Consider the following 20,356-nt stretch of genomic DNA (forward strand, 5'->3'; position numbering starts at 1 on the left):
CGCTAGCAATTAAATTACTAGTTTGTTTTTGTTGAAAACAGCTTTCTGTTTTCTGCCCTGCGATTACCAGTGAGACTTTACGTCTCATTGCTTTTCGTCTTCTTCTTTGTTCAGTTTTCAAAGGTCACTTTTTCTTCGTTGCCGCGTTTAGCAGCAACTCTTATATCTTACTCTATCCAGTAGTTAAAGTCAAGAAGTTTTTTCAAAAAAATTTAATTTCCTGAAGAACATTTTGTCTTTGTTTAACTGGAACGTTTATAAATATATCATGTTTTTATAGGTATTGCAAGCATATTTTAAGAAAAAGTTTCTCTTTGGCAAATTTGTTTTTTTCTAATAAAATAGCAAAATCCAGAACTGGTAAAATCAGCTCTGGATTCGTTGTTAATCGCGATGTTTCATTGTTGGGAATAATAATATATCACGGATAGATGGAGCGTCTGTTAATAACATTACTAGACGGTCTATACCTATACCTAGTCCACCTGTTGGCGGTAGACCATATTCTAATGCTTCAAGGAAATCTGCATCCATTCCGTGAGCCTCATCATTTCCTTGTTCGCGTTCTTTCATTTGTGCTTCAAAACGTTCTCTTTGATCAATTGGATCATTTAATTCTGAGAACGCATTAGCATGTTCACGACCAACGATGAATAATTCAAAACGATCAGTGAAACGCTCGTCTTCTTTGTTTTTCTTAGCTAAAGGAGAAATTTCCACTGGATGACCATATACAAATGTTGGTTGAATTAGTTTCTCTTCTACGTATGTTTCAAAAAATTCATTAAGAATATGGCCATACGTCATGTGTTCTGTTACTGCTACATCATGTTTTTTAGCTAGTTCGTGTGCTTCTTCATCAGATGTTACATTCCAGAAATCTACGCCTACATATTCTTTTACTGCGTCTGCCATGTGGATACGACGCCAATTTGGAGTCAGATCTACATCGTATTCGCCGTATGTTATTTTTGTTGTTCCATTTACTTGTTTACATACTGTTGATACTAAGCCTTCCACTAAGTCCATAACATCTTCATAATCTTCATAAGCAGCGTATGATTCTAGCATTGTGAATTCAGGGTTATGGCGTGTGGATGTTCCTTCATTACGGAAAACACGACCGATTTCATAGACTTTATCCATCCCGCCGACAATTAGGCGTTTCAGATGAAGTTCTAAGGCGATTCGTAAGTATAATTCCATATCAAGTGCATTATGATGTGTAATAAATGGTTTTGCGGCAGCTCCGCCAGCAATGGTATGGAGTACTGGTGTTTCTACTTCTAAGAAACCTTGATTATCCATGTAATCACGAGTGTATTTCAAGATTTTACTACGCATAACAAAACGATTTTGACTTTCTTCATTTGTAATTAAGTCTAAATAACGTTGACGGTAGCGTTGTTCTACGTCTTTTAAACCGTGATATTTATCAGGAAGTGGGCGTAATGATTTAGAAAGCAAAGTGAACTCTGTTGCTTTTACGGATAATTCCCCTGTGTTAGTGCGGAAAATAGTTCCTTTTATACCAATAATGTCTCCTAAATCAGCTAATTTGAAAATCGCATAGGCATCTTCGCCAATAGCATCTTTACGAATGTAGATTTGTAATTGATGGAAACGGTCTTGAATATGCGTGAAACCTACTTTACCTTTGACACGCTTCGTCATGATTCGTCCTGCTACAGAAACTTCAATCGCAGCTTCTTCAAGGTCTTCTTTTGATTTATCAGCAAATTTTGTTTCAATTTCTTCCGGGCTGATGGAACGGATGAATTTCTCACCAAAAGGATCTATGCCTTCTTCGCGCAATGTGTCCACTTTTTCTCGACGGACGATGAGTTGGTCATTTAGTTCTTCATGATTCTCGTTACTCATATAGGTACACTCCTATTCTATTCATTTCTACAGATGTTTCCATTATACGCTTTTTTGGTCTTGTTTTTCTAGTATAAATTTAAAAATTGCCCCGAAATCTCGAGGCAACAATGATTAATCTTGTTTTGCTAATGCTTTTTCTTCGTATTGAAGAACAAATTCATTTAAAATTGCTTCCATTTCTGATTGTTTTGTTGCTTGGTTAGCAGCTACTTTTGCACGGGTACTACCGCGAGCTCCTTTTAAATAGTATGCTGCGTGTTGTCTAAATTCGCGTACAGCAATGTTTTCACCTTTTAATTCGACTAAACGGTTTAAGTGAAGCATAGCTGTTTCCATTTTTTCGCGTGGTTCTGGTTCTGGTAGGAGTTCTCCTGTTTCCAAGAATTTCACCGTTCTGTAAATCATCCATGGGTTTCCTAGAGCAGCACGGCCAATCATTACGCCATCAGCTCCTGTATGTTCTAGGATTCGTTTGGCATCTTCAGGTGTTCTTACGTCACCATTTGCCATGAACGGGACTTTTAGCTCGCGTTTAACATCTCTAAGCACATCCCAGTTTGCACTACCTTCGTACATTTGGACACGAGTACGACCATGCATTGCAACAGCTGCAGCGCCTGCACGTTCAGCTGCGAGAGCGTTTTCGATAGCAAAGACATGTTCTTCGTCCCAGCCAATACGCATTTTTACCGTTACAGGTTTATCAACAGCATCCACAACAGCAGCTACCATATCATAAACTTTATTTGGATCAAGTAACCATTTTGCTCCAGCTTCACATTTGATAATTTTGTTTACAGGGCAGCCCATATTAATATCAATAATATCTGCTGTAGTGTTTTCAGCCACAAATTTCGCAGCCTCCACAAGCGTTTCTTTCTCACCACCAAAAATTTGTAAGCTTAGTGGTTTTTCTTTTTCATCAATATATAGCATATCAAGTGTTTTAGCATTACGGTATGCGATTCCTTTGTCACTAATCATTTCACAGCAAACTAGGCCTGCTCCGAATTCTTTGACTGTTAGACGAAATGCGGAATTGGATATACCGGCCATTGGCGCCACAACTACTTGGTTTTTAATTTCTACGTTACCGATTTTAAACATTATTGGTAAACCCCTTCCTCTTAAATTGCGCTAGTGATATGTTATCATAATCAGTTTTTTCTGCAAGTGCCAATTTTACCAGTTCACTTGATTTTTTATTTTTCGAACGCCTTGTTCTTCTAAAATTGCTGGATTCTCTAAAAGATTGCTTTTTTCTGGTGAAATTTCTATTAAAGGTATCATTACAAAAGCGCGTTCTTTCATATAAGGATGTGGGATTTTTAGCTTTTCTGTATCGATTTTAACATCGTCGTATAATAGAATATCAATATCGATTAAGCGCGGCCCCCATTTAAACAATCGAACTCGCCCCAATTCAAGTTCGAGCGCAAGGCAAAAGTCTAGTAATTCATTTGGCATAAAGTCCGTTTCGACTTCCGCTGCGATATTTAAAAATGCTGCTTGATCTTCATAACCTACTGCATCTGTTTCATATACGCTAGAAACATTAGTAATTTTGATTTTCTCAGAATCAGCTAGGCCTCTTAGTGCATCATTTAGATTATCTAAACGTTCCCCTATGTTTGTACCAATCGACAAAAAAGCTTTAGCCATCCAAATCACTTCTCTTACGTTTAATTTCGACTGCAACAGAATCATAGTGACCTGGAATTGGCGGATTTGGTTTAATAAGCTTGACCGTAATCTCTTCTAAAAGCGGATAGTCTGTTAAAACTTCCGATGCGATTTTTTCAGCAAGAGCTTCAATTAGTTTAAACGGCGTACCTTCTACTATTCCTTTCACGGTTTCATAGACGTCCGCATAACTTACAGTGTCATCTACACTATCTGATTGACCTGCTTTTTTTGTAGAAAGTCCAAGGATTAGAGATACTCTAAATGTTTGACCTAATTTTGTTTCTTCTTGTAAAACTCCATGATAACCATAAAACGCTAATTCATTTAAATAAATTTTATCCAATCAAAGCACCTCTTTATAATTTTGTAATATCTAATTTACCAGTAATCGCATCTGTCATCCGTACCATGCGAGCTATCGGAAGTACATCATGTACACGAGTAATTGTACATCCTTTTGCAAATCCGTAAACTGTTGTTGCGCCAGTTCCTTCCATTCTATCTAGAGGAGTAGTTCCAAGCACCAAACCAATAGTTGATTTTCGACTTGTTCCAAGCAGGACTTCATAGCCAAGTGCGACAATTTCATCAATACGGCGCAATACTTCTAAATTTTGAGCTGGTGTTTTAACGAATCCAAAGCCTGGATCTAAAATGATATGTTCATCTGGCACAGCTGCTGCTTTAGCGATTGCAACACTCTCTAATAAATCTTTCTTCACATCTTCTAAGAAATCTTGATATTGCGTATTTTCTCGGTTATGCATTAAACAAATCGGTATACCATACTTCGCTGCAACTTCAGCAATTTTCGGTTCTTTTTTCGCACCCCACTGATCATTTATCATGTCAGCTCCAGCTAAAACGGCTTGTTCTGCTACTTCCGCTCGCCAAGTATCAACTGAAATCCATATATCTGGAAGAGCATTTCTAACAGCTTTAATAACCGGAATAATTCGTGCAAGTTCTTCTTCTGGTGTAACTTCCGAAAAACCCGGTCGAGTAGAAATCCCACCAACGTCGATAATTCCTGCTCCATCTTTCGCCATTTGTACAGCTCGAGCTACAGCTTCTTCTACTTGCATATATTTTCCGCCGTCTGAAAAAGAGTCTGGCGTAACATTCAATATTCCCATGACCATACCTAGGTGATCCCTTTTCCACTTCTTCAAGCACCAACACCTCTTTCCGAGATTTATTATAGCAGAATTCAGTGATTTTAGCGCACAAAAAAACCGATGCGGAAAAGGGAGTAAACCGCATCGGTCAAAAAAGGGAGTTTAGGGTTTTCATTCTAATAGGGGGGAGAAGAATGAAAATGTTATGCTTGTTGTTAGCTTATGATTATATATTAACCAAGTTTTTGGTGGATACACTGTGATTTTTGTTAAAGTTTCATGAGATTTTTCGGTTTTTCTTTTCATTTTTTTGCATTAAAAAAACCAGTGTGGAAAAAGGGAGTAAACCACACTGGTCAAAAAGGGAGTTTAGGAATTTCATTCTAAAAAGGGGAAAGAATGAATTGTTTTGCTTGTTGTTAGCTTATGACTATATATTAACCAAGTTTTCGGTGGATACACTGTGATTTTTGTTAAAGTTTCATGAGATTTCTCGGTTTTTCTTTTCATTTTTTGCATTAAAAAACCAGTGTGGAAAAAGGGAGTAAACCACACTGGTCAAAAAAGGGAGTTTGGGATTTCCATTCTAAAAGGGGGAAGAATGAAAATGTTTTGTTGTTGTTAGCTTATGACTATATATTAACCAAGTTTTTGGTGGATACACTGTGATTTTTGTTAAAGTTTCATGAGATTTCTCGGTTTTTCTTTTCATTTTTTTGCATTAAAAAACCAGTGTGGAAAAAGGGAGTAAACCACACTGGCTAAAAAGGGAGTTTGGGATTTCCATTCTAAAAGGGGAAAGAATGAAAATGTTTTGTTGTTGTTAGCTTATAAATACATTTTAACTAGAAAAAGAAAATTTCCGCTGTGCATTTGATTAGAAAATAGTAAGAAATGCATTTATTTCTTATCATAAAAAAAGAACCTAGAAAATCTAGGCTCTCTGGATTACTAATCTTCAAAATTATAAAGCGGTGTACTTAAGTAGCGTTCGCCGTTACTTGCAACGATTGCGAGCACTTTTTTACCAGCACCAAGTTCTTTTGCAAGGTCTAGAGCAGCTTTAATAGTTGCTCCGGAAGAAATACCTACTAGGATACCTTCTTTTTTCGCTACTTCGCGTGCTGTTTCAAGCGCATCTTCACTTGAAACTTTCAAAATGCCATCATAAACTTTTGTATCTAATGTATCTGGTACAAAACCAGCTCCGATACCTTGGATTTTATGAGGCGATGGAGAACCACCGCTAAGTACTGGGGATTCTTCTGGTTCAAGAGCATAGATTTTAACATCTGGGTAGTTCTTTTTAAGTACGTGTCCTACACCAGTTACTGTTCCGCCTGTTCCCACTCCTGCGATGAAAGCATCTAAGCCATCTTTACCGAAAGCTTCAACGATTTCTGGTCCAGTTGTTTCTTCATGGACAGCTGGGTTTGCTGGATTGTGGAATTGTTGAGGAACGAAATAATTATTTTCTTTTGCAAGTTCTTCTGCTTTAGCAATTGCGCCTTTCATGCCATCTGGTCCTGGAGTTAGCACTAATTTCGCACCATAAGCTTGAAGTAATTTACGACGTTCTATACTCATTGTTTCTGGCATTACGAAGATTGCTTGGTAACCTTTTGCTGCTGCTACCATTGCTAGTCCGATACCAGTGTTACCACTAGTTGGTTCGATAATTGTATCTCCTGGTTTTAATGCACCTGATTTTTCAGCGCTTTCGATCATCGCATTAGCAATACGATCTTTTACGCTACCACCCGGATTTTGGAATTCTAATTTCACATATACGTCGGCGCTACCTGCTTCTGGTAAACGATTAAGTTTCACAATAGGTGTCTTTCCAATTAAATCAGTGATCGAATTTACAATTGTCATTTTTAAAGCACTCCTATCTTTTTTAGGTCTTTCATATAGTTTAATTAATTCCGACCTATTTTGTCAAGTTTAATCACTTTTAAAAAAAGAGCACCCAGTCAGGCGCTCTTTTTTCATCATTTCGCTTCTTCGTATAGTTTTTCTAATTCTTCTTCTGAGAAATCGTAGGTGTTACGGCAAAAATGACATTCTGCTTCGGCACCGTGATCTTCTTCTATCATCGAACGTATTTCTTCTTTTCCAAGTGAAATAATCGCACTGCCAAAACGTTCTTTGGAGCAATTACACTCAAAAGCTACAGGGATTTTTTCTAGAATTTGTAGTTTATCTTCGCCGCCTGCGAGTTTAGCTAGAATAGTTTCTGGTGTTTCTCCGGCTTCAATCATTCTTGAAACTGTGGGTAATGTAGAGAGATTTTTTTCAATTTCATCAATGATTTCGTCTGTTGCACCTGGAAGAAGTTGCAGCATGAAACCGCCTGCTGCTTCGATTGTATCATCTGGATTAACAAGAACTCCAACGCCTACTGATGAATTGATTTGTTCAGATGTTGCTAAATAGTAAGTAAAGTCTTCGCCAATTTCACCTGAAACGATCGGTGTTTGACCAGTGAAATTTTCTCCAAAGCCTAAATCTTTTACTACTGAAAGCATACCAGACGTTCCTACACCGCGGCGGACGTCTAGTTTTCCAGCTTCATTTAGTTCGCTGAAGTGGACGTGTGGATTTGTTACGTAACCTCTAATTTGACCTTGCGCGTTACTATCAGCTACGATTGGACCGATTGGGCCGTCGCCTTCGATTTTCACGGTTATTTTTTGGTCTTCTTTTTGCATTGCTCCAAGGAAAAGTGTTCCAGTCATCGTTCTACCAAGTGCGGCAGAGGAAACTGACCATGTATCATGTCTTCTTTGTGCTTCCTTGATTGTTTCTGTTGTTACTGCTGCATATACACGCGCCATGCCATCGTAGGCTAACGCTTTAACTAAATAATCGCTCATTATATAAAACTCCTTTTATTTTTCTGTGGTTGGCTTGTTTCTTCTATAGAGAAGTTCCAAACCTTTTAATGTTAAAAACGGATCTAAAATGTCTACTGCGGAAGATTTTTCTGTTATCATCCGAGCTAGCCCGCCAGTCGCTACTACAACCGGACTTGTATTAGATTGCTTTTTCATTTCTGCGATAATTCCTTCGCATTGACCGATGAAACCGTAAAAAATACCCGCTTGCATCGATGCCACGGTAGATTTACCAATAATTTGACTTGATTCTGCAATGTCTACCCGCGGAAGTTTTGCGGCACGATTGTATAGGGCTTCGGTCGAAATCATAATACCGGGAGCAATTGCGCCTCCTTGGTAGACTCCAGCCTCGTCAATATAGCAAAAAGTGGTTGCAGTTCCAAAATCAACTACAATTACCGGAGTTCCGTACTCTTCTGAAGCAGCGACAGCATTTACGATTCGATCAGAACCAATTTCACGAGGGTTATCGACTTTTAGATTTAAGCCTGTTTTTATTCCTGGACCAACGATTAGCGGTCGAATATTGAAATAGCGTACACACATTGTTTCCATTGCGTGCATGATTGGTGGAACGACGGACGAAATAATAATTCCTTGAATATCAGAAGGCGTTAAATTTGCATACGAAAAAAAGTTCAAGACTGTCATTCCTAATTCATCGGAAGTACGATGACGATCAGTTGTCATCCGCCAATGTCTTAGAAGTTTCTGTTCTTTATAAACTCCGACAGTACAGTTAGTGTTTCCCACGTCTATTACAAGTATCATAAGTTTAAATACCGTCCTTTAGAAGATTTTTCTAACGTATCATAACATGTTTTACTTAAAAATCCGAATAATATAGCTTCAAAAAAGAGACTGGGAAAGCCCAGCCTCTTTGATCTTATTCGTCTTTTTTATCGTTTGGAGTTTGCTCAATATTTGGAGCATCTTCCGAAGTTACTTCTTTTGGTTCATCTTGTGTTTCTTCGACTTTTTCTTCTTTCAAGTCTTCTTTTTCTTCTTCAAAAGATTTACCTGCTACTTCTTCGTCTTTTTCAGAAGGATATTCTGCTTCTACGTCAATCGTATCGATATCTGGAGGCATTACACCGTCATCAAATAGGGAACGAATTTGGCGAGCATCTAATGTTTCTACTTTTAGTAATGTTTCCGCGATAAGTTTATGTTGCTCTTGGTGTTCTGTAATGATTGTTTTAGCGCGGTCATAACAGTAGCGGATTAAGCTTTGAACTTCTGTATCAATTTCGTAGGCGATTTTATCGGAATATCCTTTATCGCTACCAAAATCGCGGCCCATAAATACTTGACCATTACCAGAAGTGAATTGAAGTGGTCCAATCTTGTCACTCATACCCCATTCAGTTACCATGCGGCGAGCGAGTTCAGTTGCACGTTCAAAGTCGTTACTTGCACCAGTTGTTACTTCACCAAAAGTAACTTCTTCGGCTACGCGTCCACCAAGTAAACCAGTAATACGGTCCATTAACTCAGCTTTTGTCATTAGGAAGCGATCTTCTTTTGGTAACATTACGGCATAACCACCAGCTTGTCCACGAGGAACGATGGTAACTTTATGCACAACTTCCGCTTCATCAAGTACCATTCCGACGATAACGTGACCACCTTCATGATAGGCAACTGTGCGGCGTTCTTTTTCAGAGATAACTCGATTTTTCTTAGCCGGTCCAGCAATTACGCGGTCACTAGCTTCATCGAGGTCACTCATGTCTATTTCTTTCTTATCGGAACGAGCGGCAACAAGTGCAGCTTCATTCAGTAAGTTTTCTAAATCGGCACCAGAGAATCCCGGTGTACGTTGAGCGATTGCTTTTAAATCAACACTTTTAGCAAGTGGTTTGTTACGAGCATGAACACGAAGTACTGCTTCACGGCCTTTTACGTCTGGACGATCAACCATAATTTGACGGTCAAAACGACCTGGACGAAGAAGTGCTGGGTCAAGTACGTCTGCACGGTTAGTTGCTGCAATAATGATGATACCTTCATTGCCGCCGAAACCATCCATTTCAACTAGTAATTGGTTTAGGGTTTGTTCACGTTCATCGTGACCGCCGCCCATTCCTGCTCCACGTTGACGACCAACTGCATCAATTTCATCAATGAAAATGATACATGGTGCATTTTTCTTCGCATTTTCGAATAAATCACGGACACGGCTTGCACCGACACCGACAAACATTTCTACAAAGTCTGAACCTGAGATTGAGAAGAATGGCACGCCTGCTTCACCGGCAACTGCACGAGCTAGCAAGGTTTTACCAGTACCCGGAGGACCTACTAAAAGGACACCTTTCGGAATACGAGCGCCAAGGTCCGCAAATTTGCGCGGATCTTTTAGGAATTCTACTACTTCAACAAGCTCTTGTTTTTCCTCGTCTGCTCCAGCTACATCTGTGAAGCGAACTTTCTTCTTGTCGTCGTTGTAAAGTTTGGCTTTACTTTTACCAAAGCTCATAACTTTACCGCCGCCACCACCTTGAGACTGGCTCATTAGGAAGAAGAAGAGGATGAAGATAATTACAAAAGGTACAATAGAAGTTAGGAATGTAACCCAACCGCTGTTTTGTTTGGCAGGTACTACTGTTGTTTTCACGTCTTCTTTATCAAGCGTTTTTTGCAAATCGCCAAGTGAAGTATCGCTATTTAAAGCGTATGTTGTGAAAGCAGTGCTGCTTGTTTTACTTTGGCCAAGACCGGTTTTTTTGTCGTCGGAGCTTTTATCGCTTGATTTAAATTCTCCTTCGATTGTATAAACACTGCGGTCTGGCTGTATTTCTACGGATTTAACTTTACCATCTTCTAATTTACTCACAAATTCTGAATAGCTAATATCTTTGGCTGCCTCTTTATTTGAATTAAATGAAGCAACAATCCCGATAATAACAAGGAATATTATGACATAAAATATCGCATTTCTAAAAAACCTGTTCATTCCTTACCTCCTCCCACGTAAGAGCTTGGATTCTTACTTTCTCTGGACTTTTACCCCTTTAAAAGTTGTTTTTTACTAATAGCAGATTTAGAAACAATGTTTTCTTCCCCTGATTATTAAAAACATATCCGTTTCGCTTTTTCTCTCACGAAGTTATTCTATTATTAATTTAGATTTTTTAATATTTATTGATACAATTTTCACCTTCGAAAACTAAGACTAATGATAGCATACCGAATCTAGATTGCCCACTATTTTGCATGTTTGGCAGCAATTTTTTTCTTTTTGTTTTCGAAAAAGGTATCTATTACATTTTAACAAAAAATAGTTCTGTTTGTTAATTATTTTCACTCGCTATAAATTTCTGGTTTTAAAATACCGATATATGGTAGATTACGGTAACGTTCAGCATAGTCTAGGCCATATCCAACTACAAATTCATTAGGTACAACAAACCCTACATAGTCAGCTTCAATTGCCACATTTCTCCCAGCTGGTTTATCAAGCAAAGTAACCAGTTTAACTGATTTTGCTTTGCGATATTTGATTAGGTCTACTAGGTAACTAAGTGTACGACCGCTATCAATTATATCTTCAATTATAAGTACATCGCGACCTTCTACTGAAGCATTCAGGTCTTTAATAATTTTCACTTCACCCGATGATACTGTACCATTTCCGTAACTGGAAACATCCATGAAGTCCATCTCTAAGTATGTGTCTATTCTTTTAAGTAAATCAGTCATAAAAGGGGTTGCGCCTTTTAACACGCCTACCACTAATGGGTTACGTCCTTCATATTCCGCTGTCAACTCACGACCAAGTTCACGAATTTTCTCTTGTAATTCATCCTCCGATATCAGTACTTTCTGAATATCATTATGCATGCTCTCGTTTCCTCCTATATTTCGAGTGTACCTAATAATGTATTGCTTTTTGCTACGACTAAATTCTCGGTCATATGCAGACTTTTTCACGCCGGGCACCCAAAGGATTTTTCCAGTATAGTCTGTAATTACGGGTAAATTGTCGCGTTCTTGCCTTGGTATTTTGGCATCGATGAAAATATCTTTTAGTTTTTTACTACCTGCTTGTCCTTTCATCGTCATCCTGTCGCCGTTCACACGGTTTCGGACGATTAATGGAAGTGTGATGTCTTCTGCATCCAGTAGCATTCCATTTAGCCCATTTGTTTGAACAACAGAACTTTTTAACTTTAAACGGATGCTTGCTTTATTGTCTAATTCAATGCGGTCATTTAGTTCTAATTGATGATAAAACTCAGGAGGAGCATGTCTTTCTCCAAATTGAAAATGGAGTTCGTTGTATGATCTTATAACAGTGAGTTTTTTTGGTAAATCAATAGAGCTTGATGGATTTTCGCTTTGAATCATCTGGATAATCTGGTAGATGTGATTAACTGTAATAACACGGCCATCATCATTGTACAGATACATCAATAGTAAATGAATTGCGCGACGTTGTAAAGGATTCGCTTCATTTTTAAATTCACTGAGTAAAAGTGTTGATTGTTTGCCGTTTTGAATGAGATTTTTCTTTAATAAATTGCTTGCTAACTCTTCTAAAAACTGAAAATCTTCGCTTGTTTCTTCGGAAAATCTTTTGAAGTGATCATAAACAGCGGGATTTTCTTTAGATAGAAAGGGCAATAGCTGTGTACGATAACGATTTCTAGTGTATTCTTGGCTGGTATTTGATTCATCGATTTCATATGGCAAAGTGTGTTTGGTTGCGTATTCGATGATTTCGGCTTTTGTAATTGGTAAGAAAGGGCGAATGGCATAACCGCCTTTCACTTCACGTTTTGGTTGTATGCCTGACCAACCGATACTAGAACTACCACGAACTAACCTCATGAGAATTGTCTCGATTTGATCATCCGCGTGATGCGCCAGTACAAGTTTATTTATATTGTTCTCGGCCATTACTTTTTCAAAGAAGTCATATCTGACAATACGGGCTGTTTCTTCAATGCCTTTTTGCAGCTTCTCCGCGCGTTTTTTTACATCTACTTCTTCTATAAAAAATGGAATATCCCGCTCTTCGCAAAAAGTCTGAACGGCGAGTTGCTCTTTTTCTGCATTTTCTCGTAAATGGTGATTTAGATGAGCAACGGCGATAGCTTCTTTTGGAACTAACTTAGCTGACCATAAAAAATGGAGCAACGCAAAAGAATCCGGCCCACCAGAAACTGCCACAAGCAATTTATCATCGGATCGGATTAAGTCATGTTTCTCGATATATTTATGTATTCGTTTTTTGGTGTCATCCATTCAAGAAACCCTTCCTTCGAAATTCGGCTCTCACATTTTATCAAAAAGTGCACCGTATTATGATCCAATACGGTGCATCCTTCTATACTTTACAATTAGTTTTTAGCGTTTTAGCCGCGTTTTGCTCCTCGGCCGCCACGTTTAGATTCTGTTTGGCGTTTGATAGTAGTAAGTCTTTCATCACTATCTTTCAAGAATTTAGACATTATATCTTCAAAGCTCTCGGCTGGTTTCACATAGTTTCCAGCAGGTTTTTTGCTGTATTTTGGCTTACGATCATAACTTTTTTCTGGGCGGTCCGGACGATCTACTGCTTTACGAATGGACAGACCAATCTTGCCATCATCACCAATATTCATTACTTTGACAGTAACTTCATCCCCTACAGTTAAGATGTCATTAATGTCTTTAACATAGTTATCTGCTACCTCACTAATATGGACTAAACCTGTTTTGCCACCTTCTAGCTCCACAAATGCTCCAAAATTAGTAATTCCAGTAACCTTCCCTTGTAACTTGTTGCCTACTTCGATCGACATAAAAAAATGCGTCCTCCTTAAAATATCACTCTATTGCTTAATTATAGCTATAATAAAAAGAGTGTCAATCAGTCAAACTCGCAAACTCCAAAAATACTCAACTCTATTTTCCTTTGATTCTACCATGGAGAATGACGGCTCGGCTTTGACTTACTCTTTTTGTTTCGAATTTTCTTCGGGAATATTAAAAATAATTTCTCCATCTTTGGATAAATAATATTCACTTCTTGCTAATTTGGCTATGTACTCATCATCATGAAGTTTTTTGATTTGGTCATTGAGCGCTTCTTGTTCATCCTTCATTGCAACCATTTTCTTATCTACTTGCACTTGTTTTTCTTTTTTGTCTTTGAGGGCTAAAACTTGTTTGGTATACGTAATAGTTAGTAGTCCACCAACGACTGCAAAGATAATGGCCATAAAAGCAAGTCTACGGAACAGGGCAATACGGCGACGATTACGAGTTTTTTTCATTGTTGCGGTATCTTTAATATAGCGGTTTTCTATTCTCGCTACTTTTGATTCGGCTTTTTTCATACATCGTCCCTCCCATGTTCTTATTTGCTCTTATCTGTGAAATTCGGTAGAGAAAAAAACGTTTCTTGCTTAAAATAATATCAATAAATCAGGCATTTGTCTATTGGAATCCGCTTTTTTTATGATATTTTTCTTGACTTTTTTGCAAAAAATTGTTTGTACTTTATTATACCCAATAAAAAATCGTTTGAAATCGGCTAACGTGCGCGATTTCAAACGATTTTTCTATCTACTTTCGTCTGTGCGTTCTTCTTTTAAAATTGTATACATTTCTGTTGCTTGTTCTTTCTTTGCATTTTCTTCTAAGCGTTCAATTTTTGCTGTAACGATTTTCGGACCAAAGCGAATCACAAGTTCGTCACCAGATTTTACATTTGTTCCTGGTTTAGCTGTTACTCCATTGACAGCGATGCGTCCTTTTTCAGCTACTTCTTTTGCTACTGTTCGTCTTTTAATTAATCTTGAAACTTTTAAATATTTATCTAAGCGCATAGTTGTTGCCATTTTATTCACCTACTTTATATTATTATTTCCGTGCTACAAACTTACTAAGTGCGAGTAATTTGGAGCCAAACGGAAGGAAAACGAAATCTTTCGGGCCGAGCAATTTGTACCTCAGAGCAAAAACAAGAAAAACGCTTCCGCCAATAGCAGCACTTGTTATAGCTTGGAATGCACTTCCGAGTCTAGTACTTAACGGTGCGAACCATTCGAACAAACACGGAACTACTGCCATTAAAGCTAACGCAGCAACTAATCTTAAAATCATTGTTTTCTCTACAAATGGTACACGAATGGTCTGTTTTAACGAAACGTAACAGATGATTAGGACTATCAGTAGGCCGATACACGTTGAGATTGACGCGCCAATAGTTGCAAGTCGTGGTATTAGTATGCTGCCTGTAATCCATTTTACAATAAGACCGATTCCAACACCAACTGCGGGCACGATGATTTTTCCGAAGCCTTGTAAAATACTACTCAGCATTACAATTAATGAACTTAGGAAAACGGCGGGCATGAATAATTGTAAGACAAAGGTTCCATCTGGCGTTTGAAATAGCATTTGATTTAAAGGGCGCATAATAACGATTAATCCAACAGTTTCTGCTCCCGATAAAATCAGAGTAATTTTAACCGCTAATAAAATGGAGCGTTTGAGTTCTTTTTGTTGATTTTGAACCCTTGCCGCAGTAATCATTGGAACAAGCGCAAGAGCGAGCCCCGTTGATAACACAAGTCCTAATTGCAAAATTGGCTGCCCGCGGTCGTATATACCTTTGAGTGATTTAGCGATAAATTCCGGAATTCCTGAATCGCTCATTAACCGGTAAACTTGAAAAGAGTCTACTAATTGAAATAAAATCAGCATGGAACTGACCACACAGATCGCTACACTTTGCCGTAAAAAAGCCCGGCCAATCCCCACTTTTTCTTCTTTATTTGCAAATACAGCAGGTTGTAATCCTCCTCCAAGCGCGACTTTTTTATTATAAAAATGGCGCAAAATAAAGATTCCGGCAACCCCGCCAAAAAATGCTCCGCTCATCGCCATCGAGCCTGCGTCATATAGATTAAGTCCCAAATTGAGCGCAAGTCCTGCACCAATTAAAATGATAGCTACTCGAATTATTTGTTCGACTGTTTGAGAAATTGCTGTTGGTATCATGTCTCCCTCACCTTGGAAAAAACCACGCATGAACGCGAGTTGTGGCATAAGCAAAAACACAAAACTAATAACGCGAATTAACTCAGAAAGGGCTGGATCGCCCATCATGATTGCAATTAAACCTGCAAAGATGAATAAGAAAGCAAAAATCACGATGCTTACAATTCGAAGCATCCGTGAGACAGCTCGCATAATTATTTGCTGCCTTCTTAAATCGCCCTCTGCTTCTGCCAGCATTTTAGAAATAACAACCGGGAAGCCTCCAAGCGCAAGTGTCATCGCAATTCCATATATTGGATATACTTGTTGAAAAATATAAAATCCAACATCTCCCACCATATTTTGAAAAGGTACCCGGTAAACTGCACTAAGTAATTTAGAGATAAACGAGGCAGCGGTTAGCCAAGCCGCTCCTTTCATTAGTCCCTTCATGGAACGTTCTGACATCCCGCCACCTCCTTTCTTCTTAATAATGCACTACTTTTCGGTAGATACTTGTTCTTTCATAGCTCCACGAAGTTTTTCTGCTAAACTTTTCACTTGATATAGCCATTCTTTTAAAGGTTTATTTTGGACATTTATAGTGATTTTCAGCCGTGTTCCTTCCATGCCTACTCCAACCATACGACCAAATTCGCCAATAATTTGCATGACGATGTCTCCGCGAATTCCAGCTGTTCCGCTTTCTGAAAATAGCATCGTAATTTTATTTTGTTCTTGTTTAACTGATTCAATTCCAACTTCAAGCGCATGTACTTTGAGTTCTGTCATCGTAAATAAATATTCAACTTCTTCTGGATACTCACCAAAACGGTCAATCATGTCGCTTTGCAAGTCTTCCAGGTCGAGTAATGATTCAATATTTCGGAACCGTTTGTACATCTCAATTTTTTGGCGCCCGTCAGTAATATAATATTCTGGAATATAGGCATCTGCCTGAATGTCGATTTCGACTGGAACGATTTGTTTTTGTTCTTCTTTCGGTTTTTTCGCTTCAATTGCTTCTTTTAGCATTTGCGAGTATAGATCGAAGCCGACCGAATCAATAAAGCCGTGTTGTTGCGCTCCAAGGATATTTCCAGCCCCACGAATGGATAAGTCGCGCATTGCAATCTTAAATCCAGAGCCTAACTCGGTAAACTCTTTAATGGCTGATAAGCGTTTTTCAGCTTCCTCACGCAAAATTTTATCTTTTTGATACATAAAGTAAGCATATGCGATTCTGTTCCAGCGTCCTACCCGTCCGCGCAATTGGTACAGTTGTGATAGTCCCATACGATCAGCATCTTGCACGAAAAGCGTATTAACGTTCGGAATATCTACTCCGGTTTCAATAATAGTTGTCGTGACGAGGACATCGAATTCTCCTTCAAGGAAACTTAAAATAACTGATTCTAATTCCGATTCACCCATTTGACCATGAGCCGTTGCAACACGTGCATCCGGAACCATTGCAGAAATTTCATCAGCTTTTTGCGTAATTGATTCAACACGGTTGTAAAGATAATAAACTTGTCCATCCCGCGCCAACTCACGTTCAATTGCCTCGCGAACTAAAACGTTATTTTGCTCTGCTACGTATGTTTGAACTGGAAAACGGTTCGCTGGAGGCGTTTCGATAACAGATAAGTCACGAACGCCGAGCATAGACATGTGAAGTGTTCTTGGAATTGGTGTTGCAGTAAGAGTTAGCACATCTATTTTTGATCGCATTTGTTTGATTTTTTCTTTATGAGTTACGCCAAATCGTTGTTCTTCGTCGACTACAAGCAAGCCTAAATCTTGATACTCAACGTCTTTTGATAATAGGCGGTGCGTTCCGACCACAATATCAACTGTGCCATTTTTCATTCCTTTTAACGTCTCTGTTTGTTGTTTTTTCGTACGGAAACGGCTTAAAAGTCCGATTTCGATTGGGAAACCTTGGAACCTTTCTTTCATTGTTTCATAATGTTGTTGCGCCAAAATAGTCGTTGGGACTAAGAACGCAACTTGCTTGCCATCCATAATTGCTTTGAAAGCAGCTCTTAAAGCCACTTCGGTTTTCCCGTAACCAACATCTCCAACCAAAAGTCGATCCATTGGGCGCGGGCGTTCCATGTCTTTTTTAATTTCTGAAATCGAGCGCAATTGGTCGTCGGTTTCTTGGTACGGAAAGGCTTCCTCAAATTCGCGCTGCATTTCGTCATCCGCACTAAATGCATAACCTTTTTCAGCTTCTCGTTCGGCATATAGTTTGATTAAATCATCGGCAATATCTTGGACAGAAGCTTGTACTTTTTTCTTCACACGCTTCCATTCAGCACCACCTAGTTTGTTTAACCTTGGGGATTTCCCTTCTGCACCAACATATTTTTGAACTAAATCAAGTTGATCTACTGGAATGAAAAGTTTATCCTCACCTTGGTAAACTAGCAGCAAATAATCTTTGTGCACGCCGTTAATATCTAGTGTTTCCATCCCCACATAACGGGCGATACCATGATTAACGTGAACCACATAGTCGCCAACTTTTAATTCAGAATAACTTTGTATTCGTTCTGCATTAGAAAGTTTTTGACGTTTTTTCACCTTTTTGATTTTTTTATTAAAAAGTTCAGTTTCACTAATAAAGGCTACTTTTGCAAGCGGAAGTTCAAAACCGTTTTGGAACGTTCCGATGACAAATTGAACCATACCATATTTCGGTACATCCGATTCTTTTTTCAAAATCGTGCTTTCCATATCGTAATCAGCTAAAGTTTGCTGCATTTTTTCAGCGCGTTCTAAGTTTGGCGCTAAGATAACTACGGCATAATTATTTTTGTGCCAACTTTCTATTTCTGTTTTTAAAACATTCATTTGGCCGTGAAATTGCTGCATTTGTTTATAAACGATATTGGTCGTTTTGGCCACGCGCATACTTGCCATTTGTTTTTGGAAAAGCGTTAAGTATATTTTTGGCGAATGGTTTTCATCTAATAATTTTTTGAATGAATGGCTTACTTGAACGTCGCGAACTGTTTCCATGCGACTTAATGTTTCGGTCTGCCACTCAGCTTCTTCCCGCTCCAAACTTTCTTCGGTTTCTAAAATCCGCGCAAATTCATCGAGTAATATAGCAGTGTTTTTTGGCAAATAATCGAAAAGTGAAGCTGGATCTGGATAAGCTAAACCAATATATTTAAAGAACATGTCTGGTTTTACGCCAGAACGCAACATTTCTAAATCTTCTTCTAAATTTTCAACGAGCGCTTGTTTATCTTCGTTTTCTTTTAGTTCATTTAACGTAAGCGTCATTTTCTTTTCTAAACGGGTAACAATGTCAGGATAATAGCTTTGATCTAAGATGATTTCTGTCGCGGGAAGCAAACGGAATTCTTCAACACGTGTTGTCGAACGCTGTGTCTCCACATCAAAGAAACGAAGAGAATCCACTTCGGTATCGAAAAGTTCTATTCTAATCGGAAATTCTTCTGTAATCGGATAAATATCAATGATGCCCCCGCGGACACTGAATTCTCCTGGGGTGTTCACCATTCCACTCATCGTGTAACCCATAGTGACTAATTTTTGGCGCAATACATCTGGATCGATTTCTTCGCCTTCAACGATAGATATATTAAAATGTTTCCATAACGAGACAGGTGGAAGCATTTTTCTAAGCCCTGCAACTGGAACAATTACAATTCCTGGTTTGCCAGATAATAAGAAGTCAAGCGCCTCAACACGTTGACCACGCAATTCTGGACTAGAAATACTTAACTCTGAAGAAATCAATTCATCTGCTGGATATAAAAACAATCTATCAACATCTATTAAAGAAAGTAAATCATCGTATAATTTTTGCGCATGGTACAAATTATGCGTTACAAACACAACTGGCCGCTTAGATGCACCTTCCACTACACTCGCAAAAAGTGCACGCGAAGAACCTGTCAGCCCTGTGACAAGTTGTGATTTTTCTTTTTCATCAAGCGCGTTTAAGACCGCGCGAATATCTTTTTGTTCATATATTAATTGTTGTAATCCTTTCAAGGGAAAACAGCTCCTTTTTTGTCAGAAAATTCATTCTATGCAATGCAAGATTAAATCACACGCTAGAAGAAAGACCGAAATACGTGGCAAAAGCATTGCCACGCCTCTCGGATAGTCTATTTTTTAATTATACTTATTCATTACTTCAATAAATGGTGTTTGCGCAAAATCTTCAATAGCATCTGCGCTTTTTTGAATTGCTGCGATAATATCAGGTTGTTCCGCTTTTGGAAAATCTCCTAATACGTAATGGATGACTTCCCCTTTTAAAGGACGACTGACACCCACACGGATACGATTAAACTCTTGCGTCTTGACGTGTTGAATAATTGATTTCATCCCATTATGACCACCTGCGCTACCTTTTTGGCGCAATCTGATTTTCCCAACTGGTAAATCTAAGTCATCATATACAATTAGAACGTCTTCTATCTGGATATTGTAGTAATCCATTAGCGGACGAATGCACTCACCAGAAGCGTTCATGAAAGTCAGTGGTTTAACTAGAATCATTTTCTCGCCGCCCACATTAATTTCACTTACCATACCGTTAAATTTTGATTTTTTCCAAGGGGTTTGATGGCGAAAACTCAGCTCATCTACTACCATAAAACCGACATTATGCCGGGTACGTTCATATTTTTTGCCCGGATTTCCGAGTCCTGCGATTAATTTCATAAAAGCTTCTCCTTACATAAACTAAACCACTTCACGAATGAACTGGTTTTTGTTTCGATGTTTTTTTGATTA

16 protein-coding genes are annotated in these 20,356 nt (G+C 38.5%); all 16 read right to left on the reverse strand.

All coding sequences use genetic code 11. From position 1 onward, the window contains the following. Positions 1-384: 384 nt before the first annotated feature. The 16 genes from lysS to pth all read right to left on the reverse strand — a co-directional run bounded on the left by lysS (position 385) and on the right by pth (position 20,284). Positions 385-1,881 (reverse strand): lysine--tRNA ligase, encoded by a 1,497-nt coding sequence (lysS, locus tag AC4PG0_RS09900; protein WP_003772459.1) that lies wholly within the window; start codon positions 1,879-1,881, stop codon positions 385-387. Between the two features lie 114 nt (positions 1,882-1,995). Next, on the reverse strand, positions 1,996-2,991 hold the full coding sequence (gene dusB, locus AC4PG0_RS09905) for a tRNA dihydrouridine synthase DusB (RefSeq protein ID WP_003772462.1): 996 nt from the start codon (positions 2,989-2,991) through the stop codon (positions 1,996-1,998). A 75-nt stretch (positions 2,992-3,066) separates the two neighbouring features. Next, positions 3,067-3,546 (reverse strand): 2-amino-4-hydroxy-6-hydroxymethyldihydropteridine diphosphokinase, encoded by a 480-nt coding sequence (gene folK / locus AC4PG0_RS09910; RefSeq protein ID WP_033533676.1) that lies wholly within the window; start codon positions 3,544-3,546, stop codon positions 3,067-3,069. Continuing rightward, positions 3,539-3,913 (reverse strand): dihydroneopterin aldolase, encoded by a 375-nt coding sequence (gene folB / locus AC4PG0_RS09915; protein ID WP_003760053.1) that lies wholly within the window; start codon positions 3,911-3,913, stop codon positions 3,539-3,541. The genes folK and folB overlap by 8 nt, the downstream gene beginning before the upstream one ends. A gap of 13 nt (positions 3,914-3,926) precedes the next feature. Beyond that, positions 3,927-4,742, reverse strand: a complete 816-nt coding sequence (gene folP / locus AC4PG0_RS09920; protein WP_077918119.1) for a dihydropteroate synthase — start codon at positions 4,740-4,742, stop codon at positions 3,927-3,929. An 897-nt stretch (positions 4,743-5,639) separates the two neighbouring features. Next, positions 5,640-6,566, reverse strand: a complete 927-nt coding sequence (gene cysK / locus AC4PG0_RS09925) for a cysteine synthase A (protein WP_010990298.1) — start codon at positions 6,564-6,566, stop codon at positions 5,640-5,642. Between the two features lie 116 nt (positions 6,567-6,682). Further along, complete coding sequence (gene hslO / locus AC4PG0_RS09930; protein ID WP_003760045.1) at positions 6,683-7,567, reverse strand: Hsp33 family molecular chaperone HslO; 885 nt, start codon at positions 7,565-7,567, stop codon at positions 6,683-6,685. Positions 7,568-7,582: 15 nt separating this feature from the next. Next, positions 7,583-8,362, reverse strand: a complete 780-nt coding sequence (locus AC4PG0_RS09935; RefSeq protein ID WP_003772472.1) for a type III pantothenate kinase — start codon at positions 8,360-8,362, stop codon at positions 7,583-7,585. 115 nt (positions 8,363-8,477) lie between these two features. Next, the gene (gene ftsH / locus AC4PG0_RS09940) at positions 8,478-10,550 is read right to left on the reverse strand and encodes an ATP-dependent zinc metalloprotease FtsH (protein ID WP_003772475.1); all 2,073 of its coding nucleotides are present in this window, start codon (positions 10,548-10,550) and stop codon (positions 8,478-8,480) included. A gap of 347 nt (positions 10,551-10,897) precedes the next feature. Beyond that, positions 10,898-12,844, reverse strand: a complete 1,947-nt coding sequence (locus AC4PG0_RS09945) for a bifunctional tRNA lysidine(34) synthetase TilS/hypoxanthine phosphoribosyltransferase HprT (RefSeq protein ID WP_492167514.1) — start codon at positions 12,842-12,844, stop codon at positions 10,898-10,900. A 110-nt stretch (positions 12,845-12,954) separates the two neighbouring features. Then, on the reverse strand, positions 12,955-13,383 hold the full coding sequence (locus AC4PG0_RS09950; protein WP_003718298.1) for a S1 domain-containing RNA-binding protein: 429 nt from the start codon (positions 13,381-13,383) through the stop codon (positions 12,955-12,957). A 150-nt stretch (positions 13,384-13,533) separates the two neighbouring features. After that, positions 13,534-13,920 (reverse strand): FtsB family cell division protein, encoded by a 387-nt coding sequence (locus AC4PG0_RS09955; RefSeq protein WP_003765023.1) that lies wholly within the window; start codon positions 13,918-13,920, stop codon positions 13,534-13,536. Between the two features lie 225 nt (positions 13,921-14,145). Beyond that, positions 14,146-14,412 (reverse strand): RNA-binding S4 domain-containing protein, encoded by a 267-nt coding sequence (locus AC4PG0_RS09960; RefSeq protein WP_003760031.1) that lies wholly within the window; start codon positions 14,410-14,412, stop codon positions 14,146-14,148. Positions 14,413-14,446: 34 nt separating this feature from the next. Further along, a complete protein-coding gene (locus AC4PG0_RS09965; protein ID WP_112120360.1) occupies positions 14,447-16,036 on the reverse strand; it encodes a putative polysaccharide biosynthesis protein in 1,590 nt (529 codons plus the stop codon). 30 nt (positions 16,037-16,066) lie between these two features. Beyond that, entirely contained in the window at positions 16,067-19,606 is a 3,540-nt protein-coding gene (mfd, locus tag AC4PG0_RS09970; RefSeq protein WP_492167515.1) for a transcription-repair coupling factor, read from the reverse strand. Positions 19,607-19,729: 123 nt separating this feature from the next. Continuing rightward, the gene (gene pth, locus AC4PG0_RS09975; protein WP_003760026.1) at positions 19,730-20,284 is read right to left on the reverse strand and encodes an aminoacyl-tRNA hydrolase; all 555 of its coding nucleotides are present in this window, start codon (positions 20,282-20,284) and stop codon (positions 19,730-19,732) included. Positions 20,285-20,356: the final 72 nt, after the last annotated feature.

It is taken from the genome of Listeria sp. MAN/IMW/UF464, assembly GCF_058683955.1.